Source organism: Acinetobacter qingfengensis, from assembly GCF_008693185.1.
Classification (GTDB): Bacteria; Pseudomonadota; Gammaproteobacteria; order Pseudomonadales; family Moraxellaceae; genus Acinetobacter; species Acinetobacter qingfengensis.
The window spans coordinates 159867-180986 of sequence record NZ_VXKN01000004.1 but is presented as its reverse complement, the minus strand read 5'-3'; the positions used below and the strand labels follow the sequence as shown (position 1 = coordinate 180986).

The window sequence follows — 21120 nt, the reverse complement described above, 5'->3', positions numbered from 1 at the left end:
ATCTTTCCCTCACCATCATAATTGGATGCAACACGTGCAACAGAATGCAACGATATTACAACGCTTGTTGTTATTCGGGCTTTTTTTCTGCTTAATTCTTTTAAGTTTTGAGATCCTAAAATACTTCATCATTCCTGTGGTCTGGGCAACCATCATTGCCTACGTCACATGGCCAATGTATCAGCACATTCATCGCTGGTGTGGGAATAGAAAAAATCTCAGCGCATTATTAATGACAACAATTCTAGTACTTGTTGTTGGTATTCCATTTGTTGCCGGAATTTTTATTTTGCAACATGAAGGCCGTAATTTATATTTTGAATTACAAAAACAAATTTATTCAGGAAAATTAGTTTTACCTGCATTCTTAAATGACCTTCCTATTATTGGCAAGGAAATACAGCGTATTTTGCGAGAATTTAATAACAATCCAAGCAGTTTTACACATAGCATTGGTGCATGGATTCAAGGGCATCTTGGTTATGGACGATTTGTATTGGCTGAAATTAGCCGAAATTTGGCAAAATTAGCGTTTGCAGTTTTATCCTTATTCTTTTTTTACCGTGATGGCAGCATTATTCTTGGGCAAGTTAAACATGCTCTGGAAATGGTTATTGGTGATCGTATTCATCATTATCTTGATACCATTTCAGAAACAACACGTGCTGTGGTATATGGTGTAGGATTAACTGCTGTTGCTCAGGCGCTTCTTGCTGGTCTTAGTTATTTTGTCGCTGGGGTAAATAACCCCATGGTACTCACCATCGTCACTTTTGTTCTTGCCCTAATTCCATTTGGTACTCCAGTAGCTTATACAGGCGTTGCATTATGGTTATTTTCACAAGGCTATACTGTTGAGGCAATTGGCGTGATGATATGGGGCGTATGTATCGTCAGTAGTGCAGATAATGTGATCCGACCATTGGTGATTTCCGGCGCCACCAGAATTCCTTTCTTATTGATTATGTTTGGTGTCTTAGGTGGAATTAGCAGTTTTGGACTTGTTGGCCTGTTTATTGGTCCAGTCATTCTCGCAGTTCTTTTGGCATGTTGGAGAGAATGGCTACAAGAACGTACACAACAATCTGAAATTCAGCCTGAACTAAATCTAAATTGCATCAATGAATCGAGCAAAAACTAAAAGTTTATGATGAGCAAAGTCAATAATCTATTTTATATTTACTCATTGCTTTCATATTACCTTTATACTTTTAATAAATGATAAATTTCACTTTACCTTCTCCTGCAAAAAAGAAGGTAAAGTAATCCAAAAAGTGAAATTTATTTCAAGACATTCAAATCTTTTTATCAAAAAATTGTAAAATAAAAAAAGACCAGATTATCTGGTCTTTTTTTACAACTAACTGAATATTATTCAGCAGTTTTGATTTCACGATCTACAAGCTCTACATAAGCCATCGGTGCTGCATCACCAGCACGGAAACCTGCTTTAAGAACACGTAGATAACCGCCATTACGTTCTTTGTAACGAGGGCCAAGAACGGTAAATAATTTACCAACAGTTGCTGCTGAACGAGTACGTGCAAATGCCAAACGGCGGTTAGCAACAGTATCGTTTTTCGCTAAAGTGATTAAAGGCTCAGCAACACGGCGAAGTTCTTTCGCTTTAGGCAAAGTCGTCTTAATCAACTCATGCTCTACAAGAGCATTGGTTAAGTTTTGAAACAACGCCTTACGATGGCTGCTAGTACGGCCTAATTTCACACCACTATTACGATGACGCATGGTGAATAGTCCTACTCAATTAACGGCTACGATAGGCAAAACGATCGTCCATGCGTAAACTAGCTGGTGGCCAGTTTTCTAAACGCATGCCGAGCTGTAAGCCCTTGGAAGCCAACACATCTTTAATCTCAGTCAACGATTTTTTACCTAAGTTAGGAGTTTTTAACAACTCAACTTCTGTACGTTGAACAAGATCACCAATGTAGTAAATATTTTCTGCTTTTAAACAGTTCGCAGAACGAACAGTAAGCTCCAGATCATCCACTGGACGAAGAAGAATTGGATCTACTTCTTCACGTGGTTCTTGTGCTACAGGTACTTGATCTTTTTGCAAGTCAACAAAAATCGCGATCTGTTGTTGCAAAATGGTTGCCGCCTTACGAATTGCCTCTTCAGGATCAACAGTACCATTCGTTTCAAGATCAATAACAAGTTTATCCAAGTCAGTACGTTGCTCTACACGTGCAGATTCTACAGTGTAAGAAACACGTTTAATTGGACTATAACTTGCATCAAGCTGCAAGCGACCTACTGGGCGTGTTTCACCTTCAGGGAAACGTGCATCAGAAGGTTCATAACCACGACCTTGAGTTACTTTTAGGCGCATTTTTAAATGACCATTTGCACTCAAAGTACCAATCAAATGCTCTGGATTCGCAATTTCAACATTATGTGGTAAACGTAAGTCAGCTGCTGTAACTTCACCAGGACCTTGTTTATCTAATGTTAAATATGCTTCGTTTTGATCGAACAGTTTAATTGACAATCCTTTTAGGTTCAGCAAGAGCTCGACGATGTCCTGCTGCAAGCCTTCTAAAGTACTGTACTCATGCTCAACACCTTCTATCTCTGCTTCTACTACGGCAGCGCCTGGTAAAGAAGATAATAGAATGCGACGCAAAGCATTGCCAAGAGTATGGCCAAAACCACGCTCCAAAGGCTCAAGAATTACTTTTGCCGAGGTCCCGCTTACCGCTTCGACCTTAATCGCTTGCGGAGTTAGAAACTCGTTTGCAGTACGCGTCATATTGCTACCTCAAGGATTATTTAGAATACAATTCTACAATCAAGCTTTCATTGATTTCAGCTGGTAGATCTGAACGATCAGGTGCAGATTTAAACGTACCTTCCATTTTGCTGTGGTCAACTTCAACCCAGCCAGGAATACCACGTTGAGTTGCTAACTCGATTGCGTTTTTAATACGTAATTGTTGTTTAGCACCTTCGTGTACTGCAATCACATCACCGGCCTTAACTTGAATAGACGCAATGTTTACACGGCGACCATTAAGTGTAATAGAACGATGACTTACAAGCTGACGAGCTTCTGCACGAGTAGAACCAAAGCCCATACGATACACAACGTTATCAAGACGGCTTTCTAAAAGTTGTAACAAGTTTTCACCTGTTGCCCCTTTTACACGAGCAGCTTCTTTATAGTAGTTACTAAATTGACGTTCTAACACACCGTACATACGACGTACTTTTTGTTTTTCACGTAATTGTAGTGAATACTCAGATTGCTTGGCACGAGACTGACCATGTTGGCCAGGTGCTTTTGCATGTTTTTTAGTTTTGACGTCAAATGGTTTAACGCCAGATTTAAGTTGCAGGTCTGTCCCTTCGCGGCGAGAGAGTTTGCATTTTGGACCAATATAACGAGCCATGAATGTTTCTCCTTACACGCGACGTTTTTTAGGTGGACGGCAACCGTTGTGAGGAATTGGAGTCACATCGGTAATGCTGTTAATCTTATAACCCACTGCGCCTAATGCACGTACCGCAGACTCACGACCTGGACCAGGACCTTTTACAAGGACGTCTAGATTTTTCAAACCGTAATCCAAAGCTGCTTTACCAGCAACTTCAGCAGCTACCTGAGCAGCGAACGGAGTTGATTTACGTGAACCACGGAAGCCTTGTCCACCTGAGGTGGCCCAAGCCAATGCATTACCTTGACGATCGGTAATCGTTACAATGGTGTTATTAAAAGACGCGTGAATGTGTGCAACACCTTCAGAGACGGTACGAGAGACCTTCTTGCGTGTGCGAGTATCTTTAGCCATCTTTTAGCTTCCAGAAATCTTACTTTTTAATCGGTTTGCGCGGACCTTTACGGGTACGAGCGTTAGTTTTGGTACGTTGACCACGGACAGGCAAGCTGCGACGATGACGAAGGCCGCGGTAGCAACCTAAATCCATTAAACGTTTAATGTTCATGGAAATTTCGCGACGAAGATCACCTTCAGTAGGAACTTTGGCAACTTCTGTACGAATCGCATCGAGCTGAGCATCATCAAGCTCACGGATCTTTGTAGTAGTAGCAATACCAGCAGCAGCTAAGATGTTCTTAGCAGTGTGACGACCAATACCAAAAATATACGTAAGAGAGATAACAGCGTGCTTGTTATCCGGGATGTTTACACCGGCAATACGAGCCATTCAATTTTCTCCAACAAGGCAGTCGAGATAACGAGCCGCCCCACAAAAATCTTGAGGGGCGGATAGTAACCCAAATTACCTAATTAATCAACAGGTCTTAATTAAATTAACCTTGACGCTGCTTATGACGAGGCTCAGCGCTGCAAATTACGCGGATAACCCCATTACGACGGATAACTTTACAGCTACCACAAATTTTTTTCACTGAAGCTTGAACTTTCATGATAAACCTCTATGTGCACTATCCTTTCGGATGAGCGGTCGATTTTTTCATCAATGATTGATTATCATATTGATGTGATGTTAAGTGCGCCTGTAATTGCGCCATAAAATCCATTACAACTACAACTACGATAAGTAATGATGTACCACCTAGGTTAAATTGCACCCCAAATGAAGTTTGCAATACCATTGGCATTAAACACACAATCGTAATATAAATTGCACCAATAAAGGTCAATCGATTGAGAATATGATCTAAATAACGAGCTGTCTGTTCACCTGGACGAATACCTGGAACGTAAGCACCACTGCGTTTTAAATTTTCAGCAACTTCTTTTGGACTAAATACTAAAGCAGTATAAAAATAACAAAAGAAGATAATCAAAGAGCCAAATAACACTAAATACAATGGTTGGCCTGGAGATAATACAAGTGCAAGATCTTGTAAAGAACGCTTAAAGAAACTTGCATTTGCATCAGAACTACCTATCCAATGCCCTAGGCTTGCAGGAAATAAAAGTAATGAACTGGCAAAAATTGCAGGAATTACACCAGCCATATTAATTTTCAATGGCAAATGGGTTTGCTGCGCTGTAAAAATACGGCGCCCTTGCTGTTTTTGGGCATAGTTTACTGGTACACGACGTTGCGCTTTTTCAATAAAAATAATTGCGGCCATAACAGCAATTGTAATTACAATCAAAACTAACACACCAATTAATGTACTTTGACCATTTTCAATCGCTGAAAAAGTCTGCATTGCATGTGTAGGTAGTGTTGCAACAATCCCCGCAAAAATAATCATGGAAATACCATTACCAACACCACGTTCAGTAATTTGTTCGCCTAACCACATTAAAAACATGGTACCTGCAACTAGAGAAGTTACAGCTGGAACATAAAAACCCAAACCTGTAGATAAGGTAATTCCTTGACTAATTAAACCAGCACACATTCCCATCGCCTGTACAAATGCCAGAAGCAATGTACCTTGACGGGTGTACTGATTAATTTTTCGCTTGCCCTGTTCACCTTCTTTTTTTAATGCTTCCAGTGATGGAACTACTGTTGACATTAATTGCACAATAATCGATGCCGAAATATACGGCATAATCCCCAGTGCAAGGATAGACATACGTTCTAATGCACCACCAGAAAACATGTTAAACAAACCAAGGATAGTTCCTTGATTTGCGTTAAACAAACGATCTAGTGCGGCATTATTAATACCAGGTACAGGTATATGTGCTCCTAGTCGAAACACCAATAATGCACCTATCAGGAACATTAATCGGCGAATGATTTCACGGTATTTCACATAAAAAGGCTGTCCTTTTTGCATGTGCACGTGACCAGATGAACCAGGAGACATAGACACAGACGATTACTCCTCGACTTTACCGCCAGCCGCTTCAATCGCAGCTTTCGCACCTTTAGTCAATGCAACACCTTGTACAGTGAATACACGAGTAACTTCACCAGAAAGTACAATACGTGCACGAAGTTGGTCATGACGTACCACATTCGCAGCTTTCAAAGTTTCAAGTGAAATAATATCACCTTCAATTTTATTCAGCTCAGATAAACGTACTTCAGCAGTTTTTAATGCGATTTGGCTAGTAAAACCAAATTTTGGTAAACGACGATAAAGTGCAGTTTGACCGCCTTCAAAGCCTGGACGAACACCACCACTTTTACGTGATTTTTGACCTTTAATACCGCGACCACCAGTTTTACCGATACCAGAACCGATACCACGACCAACACGGCGGTTTTCGCGCTTAGCACCTTCAGCAGGCGCTAGTTCATTTAAACGCAGAGTCATGGCTTATTCCTCTACACTAACCATATAGTAGACTTTATTGATCATACCACGGTTAGAAGGCGTGTCTTGCACTTCAACAGTGTGACCAATGCGACGCAGACCCAAACCTTGTAAGCAAAGTTTATGATTCTTTAAACGATGCGATGCAGATTTGATCTGGGTAACTTTAATCGTTTTCATGATTGATTACCCTTGAATTTCTTCTACTGATTTACCACGTTTCGCAGCGACTTTCTCAGGAGAAGTCATATCACGCAAACCTTTAAAAGTCGCGTTTACTACGTTTGCAGCGTTTGTAGAACCATAACATTTAGCAAGTACGTTATGTACACCAGCAGCTTCCAGAACAGCACGCATTGCGCCGCCTGCAATTACACCAGTACCTTCAGAGGCTGGTTGCATGTATACACGGCTTGCACCATGACGAGCATTTACAGGGTGTTGTAAAGTTGTACCTTTAAGGTCAACAGTAATCATGTTACGACGAGCAGCTTCAAGCGCTTTAGAAATAGCAGCCGGAACTTCACGTGCTTTACCACGACCAAAACCTACACGACCATTACCATCACCAACCACAGTCAATGCTGTGAAAGAGAAGATACGACCACCCTTGACAACTTTGGCTACACGATCAACGGCAACCAGCTTTTCAACAAGACCTTCGTTTTGTTCAACTTTAGCCATGATTAGAACTCCAAGCCGTTTTCACGAGCAGCATCAGCCAAGGCTTTGATACGACCATGATATTTAAAACCAGAACGGTCAAATGCTACTTTGGTAACGCCAGCAGCTTTAGCACGTTCTGCGATTAAAGCACCTACTTTAGTAGCTGCATCAATATTACCAGTTGCACCACTACGCAAAGATGCATCCAAAGTAGAAGCTTGCGCTAATACTTTGCCACCATCTGCTGAGATAACTTGAGCATAGATGTGACGCGGCGTGCGGTTTACACACAAACGAGTCGCACCCAATGCACGAATGTGCAAGCGTGTGCTTTTGGCACGACGCAAACGGGATTGTTTCTTTTCGTTCATAAGAACCTCGCGCCTTATTTCTTCTTAGCTTCTTTACGAAGAATAACTTCATCCGAATAACGAACACCTTTACCTTTATATGGCTCAGGAGAACGATATGCACGGATTTCCGCAGCTACTTGACCTAAAAGTTGTTTGTTTGCTGATTTCAACACGATTTCTGTCGCAGTTGGTGTTTCAGCAGTTACACCTTCAGGTAAGTTATGATCGATTGGATGAGAATAACCAAGGTTTAAGTTAACAATGTTACCTTTAACCGCAGCTTTATAACCAACACCAATCAACTGTAGCTTACGTTCGAAGCCTTCATTAACACCTTTTACAAGGTTATTTAAAACAGCGCGAGCAGTACCAGCTTGCATCCAAGCGTCTTTAGACTCTTGAGTTGGAGCAATTTTCAGCTGACCTTCTTCCTGTTTTAGCTCGACCAGCGCATGCAGGGTGAAAGACAAAGTACCTTTGCTACCTTTCACTTCGACCTGCCGGCCGTTCTGAGTAACTGTTACACCATTTGGTACAGTTACTGGGGCTTTAGCCACACGAGACATGAGGAATCACCTATTAAGAAACAAAAGCAATAACTTCACCACCGATACCCGCAGCACGTGCAGCGCGATCAGTCATGATGCCTTTGCTTGTAGAAACAATTGCAATACCTAAACCTTGCTTAACGCTAGGTAAGTTATCTTTGCCACGGTATTGGCGTAAACCTGGACGGCTTATGCGTTTTACTGTTTCGATAACTGGTTTGCCTTCAAAATATTTTAAAGTTAATGTCAATGTTGCTTTCGTTTCTTCTTGAGAAACTTCAACACCAGAGATATAACCTTCTTGCTCTAATACGTTGGCAATTGCAACTTTTAATTTAGAGCTTGGCATAGCAACAGTTGCTTTTTTAGCCATTTGTGCGTTACGAACACGGGTAAGCATGTCGGCAACGGTATCTTGCATACTCATTTAGTCGCTCCTTACCAAGATGCCTTAACAACGCCAGGTACATCACCTTGCATTACTGTTAAACGTAACATGTTACGGCTTAAACCGAACTTGCGAAAATAACCATGTGGACGACCAGTCAGACCACAACGGTTACGCAAACGTACAGGAGATGCATTACGAGGCAATGCTTGTAATTTTAGCATCGCTTCAAAACGCTCTTCTTCAGATGCATTTACGTTTGCAATTACAGCTTTTAATTCAGCACGTTTTGCAGCGTATTTCGCAACTGTTTTTTCGCGTTTTAATTCGCGATTAATCATACCTTTCTTAGCCATATCGACCTCTTATTTGAACGGGAAGCCGAATGCACGCATAAGCGCACGGCCTTCGTCATCATTGCGAGCAGTCGTAGTAATGGTAATATCCATACCACGAATACGATCGATCTTATCAAAGTCAATCTCTGGGAATACGATTTGCTCTTTTAAACCCATTGAGTAGTTACCACGACCATCAAATGATTTCGCTGAGAAACCACGGAAGTCACGGATACGAGGGATTGCAATAGAGATCAAACGGTCTAGAAATTCATACATTTGTTCGCCACGAAGGGTTACTTTGCAACCAATCGGCCAACCATCACGAATTTTAAAACCAGCGATTGATTTACGCGCTAGCGTTACTACTGGTTTTTGACCAGCAATTAACGTCATATCAGCAACAGCACCATCTAACAATTTCTTATCAGTTGCAGCTGCACCAACACCCATATTTAGAGTGATTTTTGAAATGCGAGGAATTTCCATTACATTTTTAAGACCAAGTTCTTGTTGTAACTTCGCCTTAAGCTCTTCGTTGTAACGTGTTTTAAGTCTGGCCATTGCCTTTTTCAACCTATTACTTCGCTACCGCCACTGATTCACCATTAGATTTATATACGCGAGTTTTCACGCCATCAATCGTTTGGTAACCAATACGGTCAGCCTTTTGGGTTGTAGCATTAAAAATTGCCACGTTTGAGATATGAAGCGAAGCTTCCTGAGTAACAATACCGCCTTCAGCGCCAGTTACACGGTTTGGCTTTTGGTGCTTCTTCACTAAGTTAAGGCCTTCAACCTTAACACGGTCTTCAGAAACAGACAGTACAGTCCCCTGTTTGCCTTTTTCTTTACCTGCGATCACAATTATTTGATCGCCTTTTTTAATCTTAGCCATGATTGCCTCTTATAGAACTTCTGGAGCCAATGAAATGATTTTCATGAACTGTTCTGTACGAAGTTCACGAGTCACTGGTCCGAAAATACGAGTTGCAATCGGAGCTTTGTTATTGTTTAACAATACCGCAGCATTGTCATCAAAACGGATCAAAGAACCATCTGGACGACGAATACCGAATTTGGTACGAACAACAACTGCATTCATCACGTCACCTTTTTTAACACGGCCACGCGGAATTGCTTCTTTTACAGTCACTTTAATAATGTCGCCAACAGAAGCATAACGACGATGGGAACCACCTAGTACTTTAATACATTGTACGCGGCGTGCACCACTGTTGTCTGCTACGTCGAGCATCGTTTCGGTCTGAATCATTGCCCTACTCCAAAACCGAGCATCATCGGCCCATTCGAAAGGCGTAAATCCTACTCGAAAAAGACCAATGATGCAACAAAAACGTTTAATTACTCAGCAGCTGCTTCAACTACTTCCACTAAAGTCCAAGCTTTAGTTTTAGAAATTGGGCGGCTTTCTTTGATGGTTACCAAGTCGCCAATTTTAGCAACATTGTTCTCATCATGAGCATGTAATTTAGTTGAACGGCGAATCGATTTGCCATACAACGGGTGTTGAACACGACGTTCAATCAGGACAACAATAGATTTGTCCATTTTATCGCTTACAACTTTACCCGTTAATGTGCGGACTACTTTTTCACTCATTGTCCGTTCCCCTGTTTTTCGGTAAGGAGTGTCTTGATGCGAGCAACAGTTTTACGAGCAACTTGCACTTCGTGCGATTTACCCAATTGACCTGTTGCCTGCGCCATACGAAGACGGAATTGGTTAAGCTGTTGCTCATCAAGCAACGCCTTCAACTCTTCTACCGATTTTTCACGTAGATCTTTAGTTTTCATTACATTACCGTCCGAGTCACGATAGTGGTTTTAAACGGAAGTTTAGCAGCCGCAAGCGTAAAGGCTTCACGTGCCAACTCATCGTTCACACCTTCAATTTCGTACAGGATCTTACCTGGTTTGATCTCACAAACCCAGTATTCCACATTACCCTTACCGTTACCCATACGAACTTCTAATGGTTTTTCAGTAATTGGTTTGTCTGGGAATACACGGATGAAGATTTTACCACCACGCTTAATACGACGGCTAATGGTACGACGGCAAGCTTCGATCTGACGAGCAGTCATACGACCACGTTCAGTCGCTTTAATCGCAATCGAACCAAATGATACTGTACTACCACGATGCGCTAGACCAGTGTTACGGCCTTTGTGCATTTTACGGAATTTGGTACGTTTAGGTTGCAACATGGATTATTCTCCCTTGTCTGCAGCACGGTCATTACGACGTCCACGACGTTCCTGACCTTCACCACGACCACGACCACGTTTAGCTGGACGTTCTTCAGCAGGAGCAGGGTTCATGATTTGTTTCATGCCACCTAAAATCTCACCACGGAAAATCCATACTTTCACACCGATCGTACCGTAAGTTGTTTCTGCACGCATTGTTGCATAGTCGATGTCTGCACGAAGTGTATGCAAAGGTACACGACCTTCACGATACCATTCTGTACGAGCAATCTCTGCACCACCTAAACGACCAGAAACTTCAACTTTGATACCTTTCGCACCAGCACGCATTGTGTTTTGTACCGCACGCTTCATTGCACGGCGGAACATTACGCGTTTTTCCAGTTGTGAAGCAATTGCTTCTGCAACCAAACGTGCGTCTAAGTCAGGGCGATCAATTTCGTTGATGCTTACTTGCGCTGGCACACCCATAATCTGAGTAAGTTCACGCTGTAATTTTTCAATGTCTTCGCCTTTTTTACCGATCACGATACCTGGACGAGCTGTGCTAATTGTTACTTTAGCAGCGCCTGTAGGACGTTCGATAAGAATATTGCTTACCATTGCATTCTTAAGTTTTTTAGTCAAAAACTCACGAACTTGAAGGTCTTTTAGCAAATAATCAGCGTATTGTTTCGGATTAGCATACCAGTTAGCGTTATGACGTTTCACAACACCTAGGCGGATACCGATTGGATGAACCTTCTGACCCATATCAAACCCCTACCTTAACAGTGATGTGACAAGTACGCTTAGTAATACGATCCGCACGACCCTTGGCACGTGGCATGATACGTTTTAAGCTCATACCTTCGTCTACAAAGATTGTAGTTACTTTAAGGTCATCAACATCTAAGCTGTTATTGTGTTCAGCATTGGCGATCGCAGATTCTAATGCTTTTTTCACAAGCACAGCCGCTTTCTTATTGCTGAAGTTTAAAATGTCTAGTGCGCGCGCTACTGATTTACCACGGATAAGATCAGCAACTAAACGTGCTTTTTGTGCCGAGATAGCGGCACCGCGTAATTTAGCAGTTACTTCCATCATAGCACCTATTAGCGTTTAGATTTCTTATCAACACCGTGACCACGATAGGTACGGGTTGGCGCGAATTCACCGAGTTTATGACCAACCATGTGTTCTGTAACAATTACAGGAACGTGGTTACGGCCATTATGAACAGAAATTGTTAAACCAACAAAGTCTGGGAGGATCATCGAACGACGAGACCAAGTTTTGATCGGCTTGCGAGAATTACTAGCAACAGCCGCTTCAATCTTAGCGAACAAGTGCGCATCGACGAATGGGCCTTTTTTCAATGAACGAGGCATTAGTCAGATTCCTTTACTTGTTACTTGACGCGACGGTCGCGAATAATCATCTTAGTCGTACGCTTATTGGTACGTGTTTTGTACCCTTTCGCTTTTTGACCCCATGGGCTCACTGGTTGAATACCCTTATTACGACCTTCACCACCACCGTGTGGGTGATCAATTGGGTTCATTGCCATACCACGAACGGTAGGACGTACACCACGCCAGCGAGAAGCACCAGCTTTACCTAATGAACGAAGATTGCTTTCCTGGTTAGAAACTTCACCAATAACAGCACGACATTCAACGTGTACTTTACGCATTTCGCCAGAACGTAGACGAATAATTGCGTATGAACCATCACGACCCAACAATTGAACAGAAGTACCAGCAGAGCGAGCAAGTTGTGCACCCTTACCGATTTTAAGTTCAAGGTTGTGTAACGTAGAACCTAATGGCATGTTACGAAGTGGCAAACAGTTACCAGTACGAATTGGTGCATCGTTACCTGATTGAACTGAATCACCAGCTTTTAAGCCTTTAGGTGCAATGATATAACGGCGCTCACCATCAGCATATTTCACTAATGCAATGTGCGCAGTACGGTTTGGATCGTATTCGATACGTTCAACAACCGCTGGAATACCATCTTTATTGCGTTTGAAGTCAATAATACGGTACTTTTGCTTATGACCACCACCAACGTGACGAGTCGTAATATGACCGTTGTTGTTACGACCACCAGTACGTTTTTTTGCTTCTACCAACGGTGCATACGGTTCGCCTTTGTGAAGGTGGTGATGTACCACTTTCTCTACAAAGCGACGTCCTGGAGACGTTGGCTTACATTTTTGAATTGGCATAATCTTCGTCCTTATTCCGCTGTCGTTTCAGCGGTATCGCCCAAGTCAGCCATTTCTACATCTTGGCCAGCTTTCAGGGTGACGTATGCTTTTTTCACATCAGAACGACGTCCTAATGTACGACCAAAGCGTTTAGTTTTACCTTTAGTGATTGTTGTATTTACTTTAACAACTTCAACACCAAATAGTTGTTCAACCGCTTTTTTAATTTCAAGTTTAGTTGCGTTGATGTCAACTTTAAACACCTGAACACCAGCAGCTTCGCCTAAAACCTGTGCTTTCTCAGAGAATACAGGTCCTTTTAGGACTTGATAGATACGTTCGTTGTTCATCCGAGTTCTACCTCAATTTTCTTAGCAGCAGCAACAGACATTACAACTTTATCGAATGCGATCAAGCTAACAGGATCAATTGCAGTTGCATCAACCACATCAACATGTGGAAGGTTACGTGCTGCAAGGTATAGATTCTCATCTACAGCATCAGTAACAATCAATGCACGAGTAGCATTCAGGTCAGTTAGTTTTGCAAGCAATTCTTTAGTTTTTGGTGCAGAAACTTGAATTTCCTCAACCAACACCAAACGATCCTGACGAACAAGCTCAGCCAAGATACATTGCATTGCACCACGGTACATTTTGCGGTTAACTTTTTGAGACCAGTCTTGTGGGCGAGCAGCAAATGTTTTACCACCACCAACCCAGATTGGGCTACGGATAGAACCAGCACGGGCACGACCAGTACCTTTTTGACGGAAAGGTTTTTTACCGCCACCAGAAACGTCAGCACGTGATTTTTGTGCACGAGAACCTTGACGGCCACCTGCAAGATAAGCAGTAACAACCTGGTGTACAAGCGCTTCGTTAAACTCACGACCGAAAGCTACTTCTGATAATTCAACCGCAGAGCCGGAAACAGTTTTTAAATTCACGTTATTTCCCCTCAGGCCTTGATCGTAGGACGAACGATAACGTCGCCACCAGTTGCACCAGGAATAGCACCTTTAACGACTAGAACTGAACGTTCAGCATCAATAGATACAATTTCAAGACCTTGTACTGTTACGCGTTCATCACCTAAGTGACCAGCCATTTTTTTGCCTTTGAATACGCGACCAGGAGTTTGGTTTTGACCTGTAGAACCAAGCACACGGTGAGATACAGAGTTACCGTGAGTAGCATCTTGGGTACGAAAATTCCAGCGCTTAACACCGCCCTGAAAACCCTTACCTTTTGATTGACCAGTTACGTCAACAACTTGACCTACTGCAAATAAATCAACACCAATAGTGCCGCCAACTTCACGACCTTCAAGTTCCGCTTCAGTTACACGAAATTCTTTCACCAAACGACCAGCAGCAACACCAGCTTTAGCAAAATGACCTTTCTGAGCATTTGTCACACGAGATTCGCGACGTTCGCCAGTAGTCACTTGAATTGCCTGGTAACCATCAGTATCAAGTGTTTTGATTTGTGTAATACGGTTTGGATCGACTTCGATCACTGTGACTGGCACAGAGACGCCGGCTTCCGTGAAAATGCGGGTCATACCGCACTTGCGACCGACTAGACCAATAGCCATGTGTGTAAACCTCTTAAAATACAGCTGATTAAATCTTTATTTTAGGGATTTAATCATCCGACAAGCCTATCCCAATGCGATCTGAACATCAACACCAGCCGCAAGATCCAATTTCATCAATGCATCAACAGTTTTGTCTGTTGGTTGAACGATATCGATCAAACGTTTGTAAGTGCGAATTTCATACTGATCACGTGCATCTTTATTCACGTGCGGTGAAGTCAAAACGTTAAAGCGTTCGATACGTGTAGGCATAGGGATTGGACCACACACCTGAGCACCTGTACGCTTAGCAGTTTCTACGATCTCTTGAGCTGATTGATCAATTAAACGGTGATCAAAAGACTTCAAACGGATACGGATTCTCTGGTTAGACATACCAGTAAAACTCCAAGCCAAAATGTAAAGAATCACCCAAGACGCATCTCACCTACTGGCAAGTGTCAAGGGCAGTGAAAATCACTAGGGTCGTGATCGATGCCACGACTGTCACGATTCATCCTGCATAATTCGCAGCGATGACCTTCAAAATCAGAAGGTCGCCTATTATAGCGATCAATTGTATACAAAGCAACCTTATTCTACGAATTTTTCCTTTAACTATTTGCCAGTCTGAAATAGTTGGATTGTATATTGTAGTGAAGAATTTGGGTGCGTTGCAGCACATAATCTATCGCTCGGTTAAGTAACTCATTTCCTGCTCTAAATTTGATATATTCAGTAGGATGAAATGTGTGTTGTATTTGAGATTTAATATGTTGATGCTCTATAGATTTTTCCAAATCTTCATCATTTTCCAAAAAAACTCTCAATGCGGCAGGTGTAATTTCCGGATGAAACTGAAATCCTAAAATATTATCGCCAATTTGAAATATTTGATTCTCACAAACATGACTGCTGGCAAGTAATTTAGCACCTCTTGGTAAGCTAAAAGTTTCACGATGCCACTCCATCACTTCCACTTTTTCTGGGACGATAAAACAATCTTCTGGATAATGAGGAATCGCAAAAATTTCTGTCCAGCCAATCTCTTGGTTCAAATTTTGTGTGACACTGGCACCCAATGCATTTGCAATCATTTGTCCACCAAGACACAATCCGATTACAGGCTTACCCAATGCAATAAACCGTCTAATCCAGCGTTTTTCGGTAATCAACCAAGGGTATAGTGCTTCATCATTCACACTCATCCTGCCACCCATAATGATTAATAGATCCACATCTTCAACATTAGGTAAGGCTTCTATTTCCAATTTTTGTTCTGGAGGTAAGGCAAAAAATTCAGTTGTGGTAATGTGTGCACCAAGTTGCTTGAGATAAGATTCACAGCTTCCCAAGCCCTCTTCTGCAATGTGCTGAAAATAATGCACTTTAAGTGACGATATCATTGTTAGTTTTCCATTTATTGCTGTTGTTTACAAATGATTTGCAAAATTAAAGCCAACTTCACTGTTTAAAATCCCTGAATATAGTTTAATTACAGCATCACACAAAACAGTTACAAAAGTTGGTTTTTATGCAAAAACACAAACAGACTCAACTTAGTCAACCTGAACGTCAGGCGCCGCAGTATATCTCAACAGTCCAGGCACCTCTTTATCGTGCATCAACAATTATTTTTCCTAATTGCAAATCTTTTACGGATCGTCATTGGAGTGATGCCTATGATTACAGTTATGGTACACATGGCACACCGACAACATATAGTTTGGCTGATCAGATCGCAACGATTGAAGGTGCTGATCACTGTTTGCTGGCACCAAGTGGTCTATCCGCAATTCATTTGATTAATAGTGCACTTTTAAATACGGGTGACGAAGTTTGGATTCCGGATAATGTTTATGGTCCAACCCATGATGATGTCATGGAACTACAAAAAAAATATGCAATTAATGTCAAAGTTTATGATCCAACACAAGTTGAAACGATTCAATTTGGAGAACAAGCCAAATTAATCTGGATTGAAGCTGCTGGTTCAGTCACATTGGAATTTCCTGATTTAATTGCAATTATGCAAAAAGCACAACAGCATCAGGTTCTAACTGCTTTGGACAATACGTGGGGTGCAGGCCTCGCATTTTGTGCATTTGATTTTGGTACCGAACATTATGCTGTAGATATCAGTGTACATGCCTTAACCAAATATCCAAGCGGTGGTGGTGATATATTAATGGGCAGTATTTGCACCAAAAACAGGGCATTACATTTAAATCTATTACGCACCCATGCATTACAAGGAATTGCCATTTCAGGAGATGATGCAGCACAGATTAATCGCAGCTTACCCAGCATGGTGATTCGCTATCAACAGCACCAAAACAATACGCTTAAAATTATTGATTTTTTGAAAACCCGCACCGAATTTGCACAAATTTTACATCCAAGTTTACCAGTACATACAGGTCATCAATATTGGAAAAATATTTGTAGTTCGGGATTAGGCGCTGGTTTAGTCAGTGCTATTTTTCACACAAACTTTGACCTACAAGCCATTCAGAAATTTTGCGATCAATTACAGTATTTTCATCTGGGTTTTAGCTGGGGAGGACCAACCAGTTTAATTATGTATTACGATCTTTCAAAGATGCGACACTATCGTACACCACATTTATCATCAGGCTGGTTGGTACGTTTTTGTATCGGGCTTGAACAGGCAGAAGATTTAATCGCAGATCTGGAACAAGCACTTGATACTTTACAACACTCTTAAAAACATTTATGAGTTGATATCAGTTCAATACAAAGATCATAAGAGAGATTTATTATGGCCACACTAATTACTATTGCTAAAAAAACTCAGGATGTCCACCAGAATATTATTTTGCACTCACAATTTGCCAATTGTCATGGCCTGATTGCTGGAGCAACAGGTACAGGAAAAACCGTAACATTAAAAGTTTTGGCAGAAAATTTTTCCCGTTTGGGTGTACCTGTATTTCTTGCTGATGCAAAGGGTGATGTCAGTAGCATTGCACAAGCTGGTTCAACCAATCCAAAATTTGAACAACGCCTACTCTCTCTTGGAATTGAACAAATTAACTTTGAGGCATCTCCGGTAATATTTTGGGATTTATTTGGTGAACAAGGACACCCCATTCGTACAACTGTGTCAGAAATTGGCCCTCTGCTGCTTGCAAAAATTCTCAATCTAAACGATACACAGGAAGGTGTTTTATCTGCTGTTTTTCGTATTGCAGATGATCAGGGTTTATTACTGATTGATTTTAAAGACTTAAAAGCCATGTTGAGTTATGTAAGTGAAAATGCCGGTCATTTAAAAAGTGAATATGGCAATCTTTCACCAGCCAGTCTGGGTGCCATTCAACGTAATTTATTGGCTTTAGCTGATCAAGGTGGCGAGCAATTTTTCGGTGAACCAAGTCTGGACATTCTGGATTTTTTACAAACAGACAGTAATGGTCATGGTTATATCAATCTTTTGGCTGCGGATAAATTAATGCGTACGCCAAAACTGTATGCCACATTCCTATTGTGGATGCTTTCTGAACTATTTGAAAAATTACCTGAAGTTGGTGATCTGGATAAACCAAAACTGGTGTTTTTCTTTGATGAGGCACATTTATTATTTGACAACAGCTCAGATGATTTGCAACAAAAAATCGAGCAGGTTGTGCGTTTAATTCGATCCAAAGGTGTTGGGATTTATTTCATTACGCAAAGCCCACTTGATTTACCAGAAAGCGTATTAGGACAATTAGGAAATCGAATACAACATGCTTTAAGAGCATTTACACCAAAAGATCAGAAAGCCGTGAAAACCGCAGCAGATACTTTCCGTAGTAATCCCGATCTGAATGTTGGTGAAGTAATTACCCAATTAGCTGTTGGTGAAGCACTAATTAGTTGTCTTGATGAACAAGGTATTCCTCAGATTGTACAGCAAGGCTTTATTATGCCACCACACTCCTCTTTTAGCCCATTAAGTCCTGAACAACGCAAACAACTCATGCAACAAAGCATCATTGCCGGTATCTATGAACAGGCTATAGATCGTGACAGTGCTTATGAAATACTGCAACGTAAAATTGCTGAAAGCGAGCAACAAAAACAATCAGAAGTTGCTGCTGCCGAACAACAAAAACAACAACAAATCTTAGAAAAACAGCAAGCCAAAGAACAGGAACGTCTGGAAAAAGAACAACAAAAGGCAACTGAAAAAGCACAACGTGAACGAGAAAAATTAACACAAGATATTGTTGGAAACTTTGCAAAAAGTGCAGCACGTAGCTTAGGTGGAAAAACCGGACAAACGCTTTTACGTGGTATTTTAGGTTCCTTATTTGGCAAGCGTTAAATAGGTTTTTTCTAAAACTTAACAAGTGCGTTTCTGACTATTTGAACCAATTGCCCTCAAATAACTGCGTTAGACAATCAAAAAGCCTTCTTTTACGATAAAGAAGGCTTTTTGATTTTAATTACAAGGCAGTAATCGCCGAATAACTTAATGGAATAGAAAAAGTAATTAATACTAAAGATGCTGTACGCTGCATATTACGTTGGTTTAACCATGAAATTTTATTTGAAATCAGTGCTGCACCAAACACCACCCATAAAAAAGCAATCGGTGTGATTAACACTAAAAATGTACCCATGTGTATGGCATATTGATGGAACTCAGACCACGCAATTTTTGGAAAGATCGCAGAAGCAAATAGCAAACCTTTTGGATTCAATAAAGTTGCAAAAAACAAGGTTTTAGCTGTAATTGTAGGTTGATGAATATCCAGTTGCTGAGTAGATGTCTTCCACAACTTCAGTGCCAGAAAAACAATATAGCTTGCACTAACCAATTTTAAAATTGCAGGCAACCACGGTAAATTTCCCGAAACTGATTCAATCAAAAGTCCCCATAATGAGATTGCAATAAAATAACCAAGAACTTCTGATGGAATAAGCTTGAGTGAACGTTTAACACCCATTTGAATGCCTGAAGAAGCCAATAATGTATTCGTTGGACCCGGTGTTATCAAAATTGTCACCACAAGACCAATAAATAGTAAACTTACCATAGGCCAATCCCTCGCTTAAATCTAGGTAGAGAGAATATGGCGAAAGCATGGAGATTTGTCGACAAAATGGTTGTAACAAAACATTGTTTTGATATTTTATCTTTTAATTTCATTAAGATAAATTTTCATATTTTAGAGAAATACAAAAATTTTTAGATTAAAGAATCATTGTTTTAACGATTTTTATCCTCAAAAAAGCCTAAATTCTGTAAAATGATGTCTTTCAAAATGTTATGAAAGAGCAGAAAAGCTTATTTTTTAATCTTTTTTTCAACAATATATTAACCAATCTCTCCCTTCTCCATTTTATGGAATACCTCGAATGATGAATTTCCTCTATTTTAATGAACGTAATAAACAGCTTGAAAAATTATTTCAAATAAATGGGAAAGTGACTGAACAAAAGATTGAAGGTTTATATTTCAAACTATACCAACCTCAAACCAGCGTAAATAATCTCTTCATTATTTATCATGGCGGAGGTGTTAACTCGGACGCAGGCTATAATATCCTCGCCCACCAAATCGTCTGTAATCATACTGCTGCGGTTTGTTTGGTTGATATTCGTGGTCATGGACAATCAATCGGTGATCGAGGCGATGCTCCATACCCCGAGAAAATCTGGCAGGATGTAGATGTTTTGATAAAAAAAATGCGTACCGATTTTCCAAAATCTCATATTCATTTACTTGGGCATTCGAGCGGTGGAGGAATGCTCATAAATTATTTTACTCGTTATATTTCTAAAGAAAAGGTAAATTCTTTAATTTTACTTGCACCAGAATTCGGGCCTTTTGCACCCAAAAAAATACGTAAAAGTCTATCTATTGATTTTGCATCGGTGAAGCAATGGCCGTTTATCTTAAATGCGCTGAGCAAGGGATTATTTTTTGGTCATCATTTGGCGATTAAATTAAATTTTCCTGATGATATCGTTAAGTTAAAACCTGATTTTGTAAAACAATATAGTGTCAATATGGCCAATGCTCTTACACCCCGCAACCCTAAACAACAGCTTGGAATGCTTCCTATAACGACCACCCTGCTTTTTGCCGAAAAAGATGAATTATTCAACACAGAAGCAATGATGGCATTCTGCGAAGAATTCGCTAACCAAAATACTTTCTGCCAGATGATCAATGACACCACACATCTGAATTGTATATTTGATGCTAGTGATGCAATTAATCAACATTTGATAAGAATGAGTTACATCCAAAAATTAGCAAAAATTTAATGATGCAATTTAAAACCTATTTGAATTAATATCCAAATAAACCCAATATAGGAGATATTACTTTTATATGATGCACATGCAAAAAATAGGTCTAGAAAAACATATCCTTTGCAAAATTTTGGTAAAATACGAAGTCTATGCTTAATGATCAAAAGGTGTAAAATTCACGAATAAAGATAAAAAAAAGCTTCTCGTATCAGCAAGTATCATACAATAAAATCTTTATACTGAATTTTTCTCATGTTGCCGTGAAAAAAGATCGTTTTATTCATGAAATATTTTTTGATATAAATCA

Annotated in this window: 34 protein-coding genes; 4 read left to right on the top strand and 30 right to left on the bottom strand. The window is 40.6% G+C overall.

From position 1 onward, the window contains the following. Nucleotides 1-25 precede the first annotated feature (25 nt). On the top strand, nt 26-1141 hold the full coding sequence (locus F4V57_RS07190; RefSeq protein ID WP_070070475.1) for an AI-2E family transporter: 1116 nt from the start codon (nt 26-28) through the stop codon (nt 1139-1141). Between the two features lie 230 nt (nt 1142-1371). Here the strand turns inward: F4V57_RS07190 and rplQ are convergent, their stop codons facing one another. The 29 genes from rplQ to F4V57_RS07045 all read right to left on the bottom strand — a co-directional run bounded on the left by rplQ (nt 1372) and on the right by F4V57_RS07045 (nt 15946). Beyond that, entirely contained in the window at nt 1372-1746 is a 375-nt protein-coding gene (gene rplQ / locus F4V57_RS07185) for a 50S ribosomal protein L17 (RefSeq protein WP_070070476.1), read from the bottom strand. Between the two features lie 19 nt (nt 1747-1765). Further along, nucleotides 1766-2773, bottom strand: coding sequence for a DNA-directed RNA polymerase subunit alpha (locus F4V57_RS07180; RefSeq protein WP_070070477.1), 1008 nt, complete (start codon nt 2771-2773; stop codon nt 1766-1768). Nucleotides 2774-2789: 16 nt separating this feature from the next. Then, on the bottom strand, nt 2790-3413 hold the full coding sequence (gene rpsD / locus F4V57_RS07175) for a 30S ribosomal protein S4 (protein ID WP_070070478.1): 624 nt from the start codon (nt 3411-3413) through the stop codon (nt 2790-2792). A 12-nt stretch (nt 3414-3425) separates the two neighbouring features. After that, entirely contained in the window at nt 3426-3812 is a 387-nt protein-coding gene (rpsK, locus tag F4V57_RS07170) for a 30S ribosomal protein S11 (RefSeq protein ID WP_004641037.1), read from the bottom strand. 19 nt (nt 3813-3831) lie between these two features. Continuing rightward, entirely contained in the window at nt 3832-4188 is a 357-nt protein-coding gene (gene rpsM, locus F4V57_RS07165) for a 30S ribosomal protein S13 (RefSeq protein WP_070070479.1), read from the bottom strand. A gap of 106 nt (nt 4189-4294) precedes the next feature. After that, on the bottom strand, nt 4295-4411 hold the full coding sequence (rpmJ, locus tag F4V57_RS07160; protein WP_000867907.1) for a 50S ribosomal protein L36: 117 nt from the start codon (nt 4409-4411) through the stop codon (nt 4295-4297). A gap of 18 nt (nt 4412-4429) precedes the next feature. Beyond that, a complete protein-coding gene (gene secY, locus F4V57_RS07155) occupies nt 4430-5782 on the bottom strand; it encodes a preprotein translocase subunit SecY (RefSeq protein ID WP_070070480.1) in 1353 nt (450 codons plus the stop codon). A gap of 12 nt (nt 5783-5794) precedes the next feature. Next, the gene (gene rplO, locus F4V57_RS07150) at nt 5795-6235 is read right to left on the bottom strand and encodes a 50S ribosomal protein L15 (RefSeq protein WP_070070481.1); all 441 of its coding nucleotides are present in this window, start codon (nt 6233-6235) and stop codon (nt 5795-5797) included. 3 nt (nt 6236-6238) lie between these two features. Continuing rightward, nucleotides 6239-6415: a 50S ribosomal protein L30 gene (gene rpmD / locus F4V57_RS07145; RefSeq protein ID WP_004924142.1), complete on the bottom strand. Its 177-nt coding sequence runs from the start codon at nt 6413-6415 to the stop codon at nt 6239-6241. 6 nt (nt 6416-6421) lie between these two features. After that, the gene (gene rpsE, locus F4V57_RS07140) at nt 6422-6919 is read right to left on the bottom strand and encodes a 30S ribosomal protein S5 (protein WP_070070482.1); all 498 of its coding nucleotides are present in this window, start codon (nt 6917-6919) and stop codon (nt 6422-6424) included. 2 nt (nt 6920-6921) lie between these two features. Continuing rightward, a complete protein-coding gene (gene rplR / locus F4V57_RS07135; RefSeq protein WP_004683268.1) occupies nt 6922-7272 on the bottom strand; it encodes a 50S ribosomal protein L18 in 351 nt (116 codons plus the stop codon). A gap of 14 nt (nt 7273-7286) precedes the next feature. Next, the gene (gene rplF / locus F4V57_RS07130; RefSeq protein ID WP_070070483.1) at nt 7287-7820 is read right to left on the bottom strand and encodes a 50S ribosomal protein L6; all 534 of its coding nucleotides are present in this window, start codon (nt 7818-7820) and stop codon (nt 7287-7289) included. 13 nt (nt 7821-7833) lie between these two features. Continuing rightward, nucleotides 7834-8229 (bottom strand): 30S ribosomal protein S8, encoded by a 396-nt coding sequence (gene rpsH, locus F4V57_RS07125; RefSeq protein WP_070070484.1) that lies wholly within the window; start codon nt 8227-8229, stop codon nt 7834-7836. Between the two features lie 11 nt (nt 8230-8240). Next, entirely contained in the window at nt 8241-8546 is a 306-nt protein-coding gene (rpsN, locus tag F4V57_RS07120; protein WP_070070485.1) for a 30S ribosomal protein S14, read from the bottom strand. Between the two features lie 9 nt (nt 8547-8555). Then, nucleotides 8556-9092: a 50S ribosomal protein L5 gene (gene rplE, locus F4V57_RS07115; protein WP_070070486.1), complete on the bottom strand. Its 537-nt coding sequence runs from the start codon at nt 9090-9092 to the stop codon at nt 8556-8558. A gap of 16 nt (nt 9093-9108) precedes the next feature. After that, nucleotides 9109-9426, bottom strand: coding sequence for a 50S ribosomal protein L24 (rplX, locus tag F4V57_RS07110; protein ID WP_070070487.1), 318 nt, complete (start codon nt 9424-9426; stop codon nt 9109-9111). Nucleotides 9427-9435: 9 nt separating this feature from the next. Then, nucleotides 9436-9804 carry a 50S ribosomal protein L14 gene (gene rplN / locus F4V57_RS07105; RefSeq protein ID WP_005018345.1) on the bottom strand — a complete coding sequence of 123 codons (369 nt, stop codon included), beginning with the start codon at nt 9802-9804 and terminating at the stop codon, nt 9436-9438. Between the two features lie 89 nt (nt 9805-9893). Then, nucleotides 9894-10151, bottom strand: a complete 258-nt coding sequence (gene rpsQ / locus F4V57_RS07100) for a 30S ribosomal protein S17 (protein ID WP_070070488.1) — start codon at nt 10149-10151, stop codon at nt 9894-9896. Next, nucleotides 10148-10345, bottom strand: a complete 198-nt coding sequence (gene rpmC / locus F4V57_RS07095) for a 50S ribosomal protein L29 (RefSeq protein WP_070070489.1) — start codon at nt 10343-10345, stop codon at nt 10148-10150. Before rpmC ends, rpsQ begins: the two co-directional genes overlap by 4 nt. Continuing rightward, nucleotides 10345-10758, bottom strand: a complete 414-nt coding sequence (rplP, locus tag F4V57_RS07090; RefSeq protein ID WP_070070490.1) for a 50S ribosomal protein L16 — start codon at nt 10756-10758, stop codon at nt 10345-10347. The genes rpmC and rplP overlap by 1 nt, the downstream gene beginning before the upstream one ends. Nucleotides 10759-10761: 3 nt before the next feature. Next, nucleotides 10762-11514, bottom strand: coding sequence for a 30S ribosomal protein S3 (gene rpsC, locus F4V57_RS07085; RefSeq protein WP_070070491.1), 753 nt, complete (start codon nt 11512-11514; stop codon nt 10762-10764). A gap of 1 nt (nt 11515) precedes the next feature. Then, entirely contained in the window at nt 11516-11845 is a 330-nt protein-coding gene (gene rplV / locus F4V57_RS07080; protein WP_070070492.1) for a 50S ribosomal protein L22, read from the bottom strand. Between the two features lie 11 nt (nt 11846-11856). After that, complete coding sequence (gene rpsS / locus F4V57_RS07075) at nt 11857-12132, bottom strand: 30S ribosomal protein S19 (RefSeq protein ID WP_070070493.1); 276 nt, start codon at nt 12130-12132, stop codon at nt 11857-11859. A 20-nt stretch (nt 12133-12152) separates the two neighbouring features. Then, nucleotides 12153-12977, bottom strand: a complete 825-nt coding sequence (rplB, locus tag F4V57_RS07070) for a 50S ribosomal protein L2 (RefSeq protein WP_070070494.1) — start codon at nt 12975-12977, stop codon at nt 12153-12155. An 11-nt stretch (nt 12978-12988) separates the two neighbouring features. Beyond that, nucleotides 12989-13309: a 50S ribosomal protein L23 gene (gene rplW / locus F4V57_RS07065; protein ID WP_070070495.1), complete on the bottom strand. Its 321-nt coding sequence runs from the start codon at nt 13307-13309 to the stop codon at nt 12989-12991. After that, complete coding sequence (gene rplD / locus F4V57_RS07060; protein ID WP_070070496.1) at nt 13306-13908, bottom strand: 50S ribosomal protein L4; 603 nt, start codon at nt 13906-13908, stop codon at nt 13306-13308. The genes rplW and rplD overlap by 4 nt, the downstream gene beginning before the upstream one ends. Nucleotides 13909-13919: 11 nt before the next feature. Next, entirely contained in the window at nt 13920-14558 is a 639-nt protein-coding gene (gene rplC / locus F4V57_RS07055; protein WP_070070497.1) for a 50S ribosomal protein L3, read from the bottom strand. 66 nt (nt 14559-14624) lie between these two features. Then, a complete protein-coding gene (rpsJ, locus tag F4V57_RS07050; RefSeq protein ID WP_000070912.1) occupies nt 14625-14936 on the bottom strand; it encodes a 30S ribosomal protein S10 in 312 nt (103 codons plus the stop codon). A 218-nt stretch (nt 14937-15154) separates the two neighbouring features. Further along, a complete protein-coding gene (locus tag F4V57_RS07045; RefSeq protein ID WP_070070498.1) occupies nt 15155-15946 on the bottom strand; it encodes a type 1 glutamine amidotransferase in 792 nt (263 codons plus the stop codon). 128 nt (nt 15947-16074) lie between these two features. Here F4V57_RS07045 and F4V57_RS07040 point away from each other — a divergent pair, with 128 nt between their 5' ends. Together F4V57_RS07040 and F4V57_RS07035 are read left to right on the top strand one after the other, a co-directional pair. Next, nucleotides 16075-17268 carry a PLP-dependent transferase gene (locus F4V57_RS07040; RefSeq protein WP_070070499.1) on the top strand — a complete coding sequence of 398 codons (1194 nt, stop codon included), beginning with the start codon at nt 16075-16077 and terminating at the stop codon, nt 17266-17268. Nucleotides 17269-17322: 54 nt separating this feature from the next. Beyond that, nucleotides 17323-18873, top strand: coding sequence for a helicase HerA-like domain-containing protein (locus F4V57_RS07035; protein WP_070070500.1), 1551 nt, complete (start codon nt 17323-17325; stop codon nt 18871-18873). A gap of 121 nt (nt 18874-18994) precedes the next feature. Here F4V57_RS07035 and F4V57_RS07030 read toward each other — a convergent pair whose 3' ends face one another. Next, nucleotides 18995-19588, bottom strand: a complete 594-nt coding sequence (locus F4V57_RS07030) for a LysE family translocator (protein ID WP_070070501.1) — start codon at nt 19586-19588, stop codon at nt 18995-18997. A gap of 322 nt (nt 19589-19910) precedes the next feature. On the opposite strand from F4V57_RS07030, the gene F4V57_RS07025 reads away from it, so the two are divergent. Beyond that, the gene (locus tag F4V57_RS07025; RefSeq protein WP_070070502.1) at nt 19911-20825 is read left to right on the top strand and encodes an alpha/beta hydrolase; all 915 of its coding nucleotides are present in this window, start codon (nt 19911-19913) and stop codon (nt 20823-20825) included. Nucleotides 20826-21120: the final 295 nt, after the last annotated feature.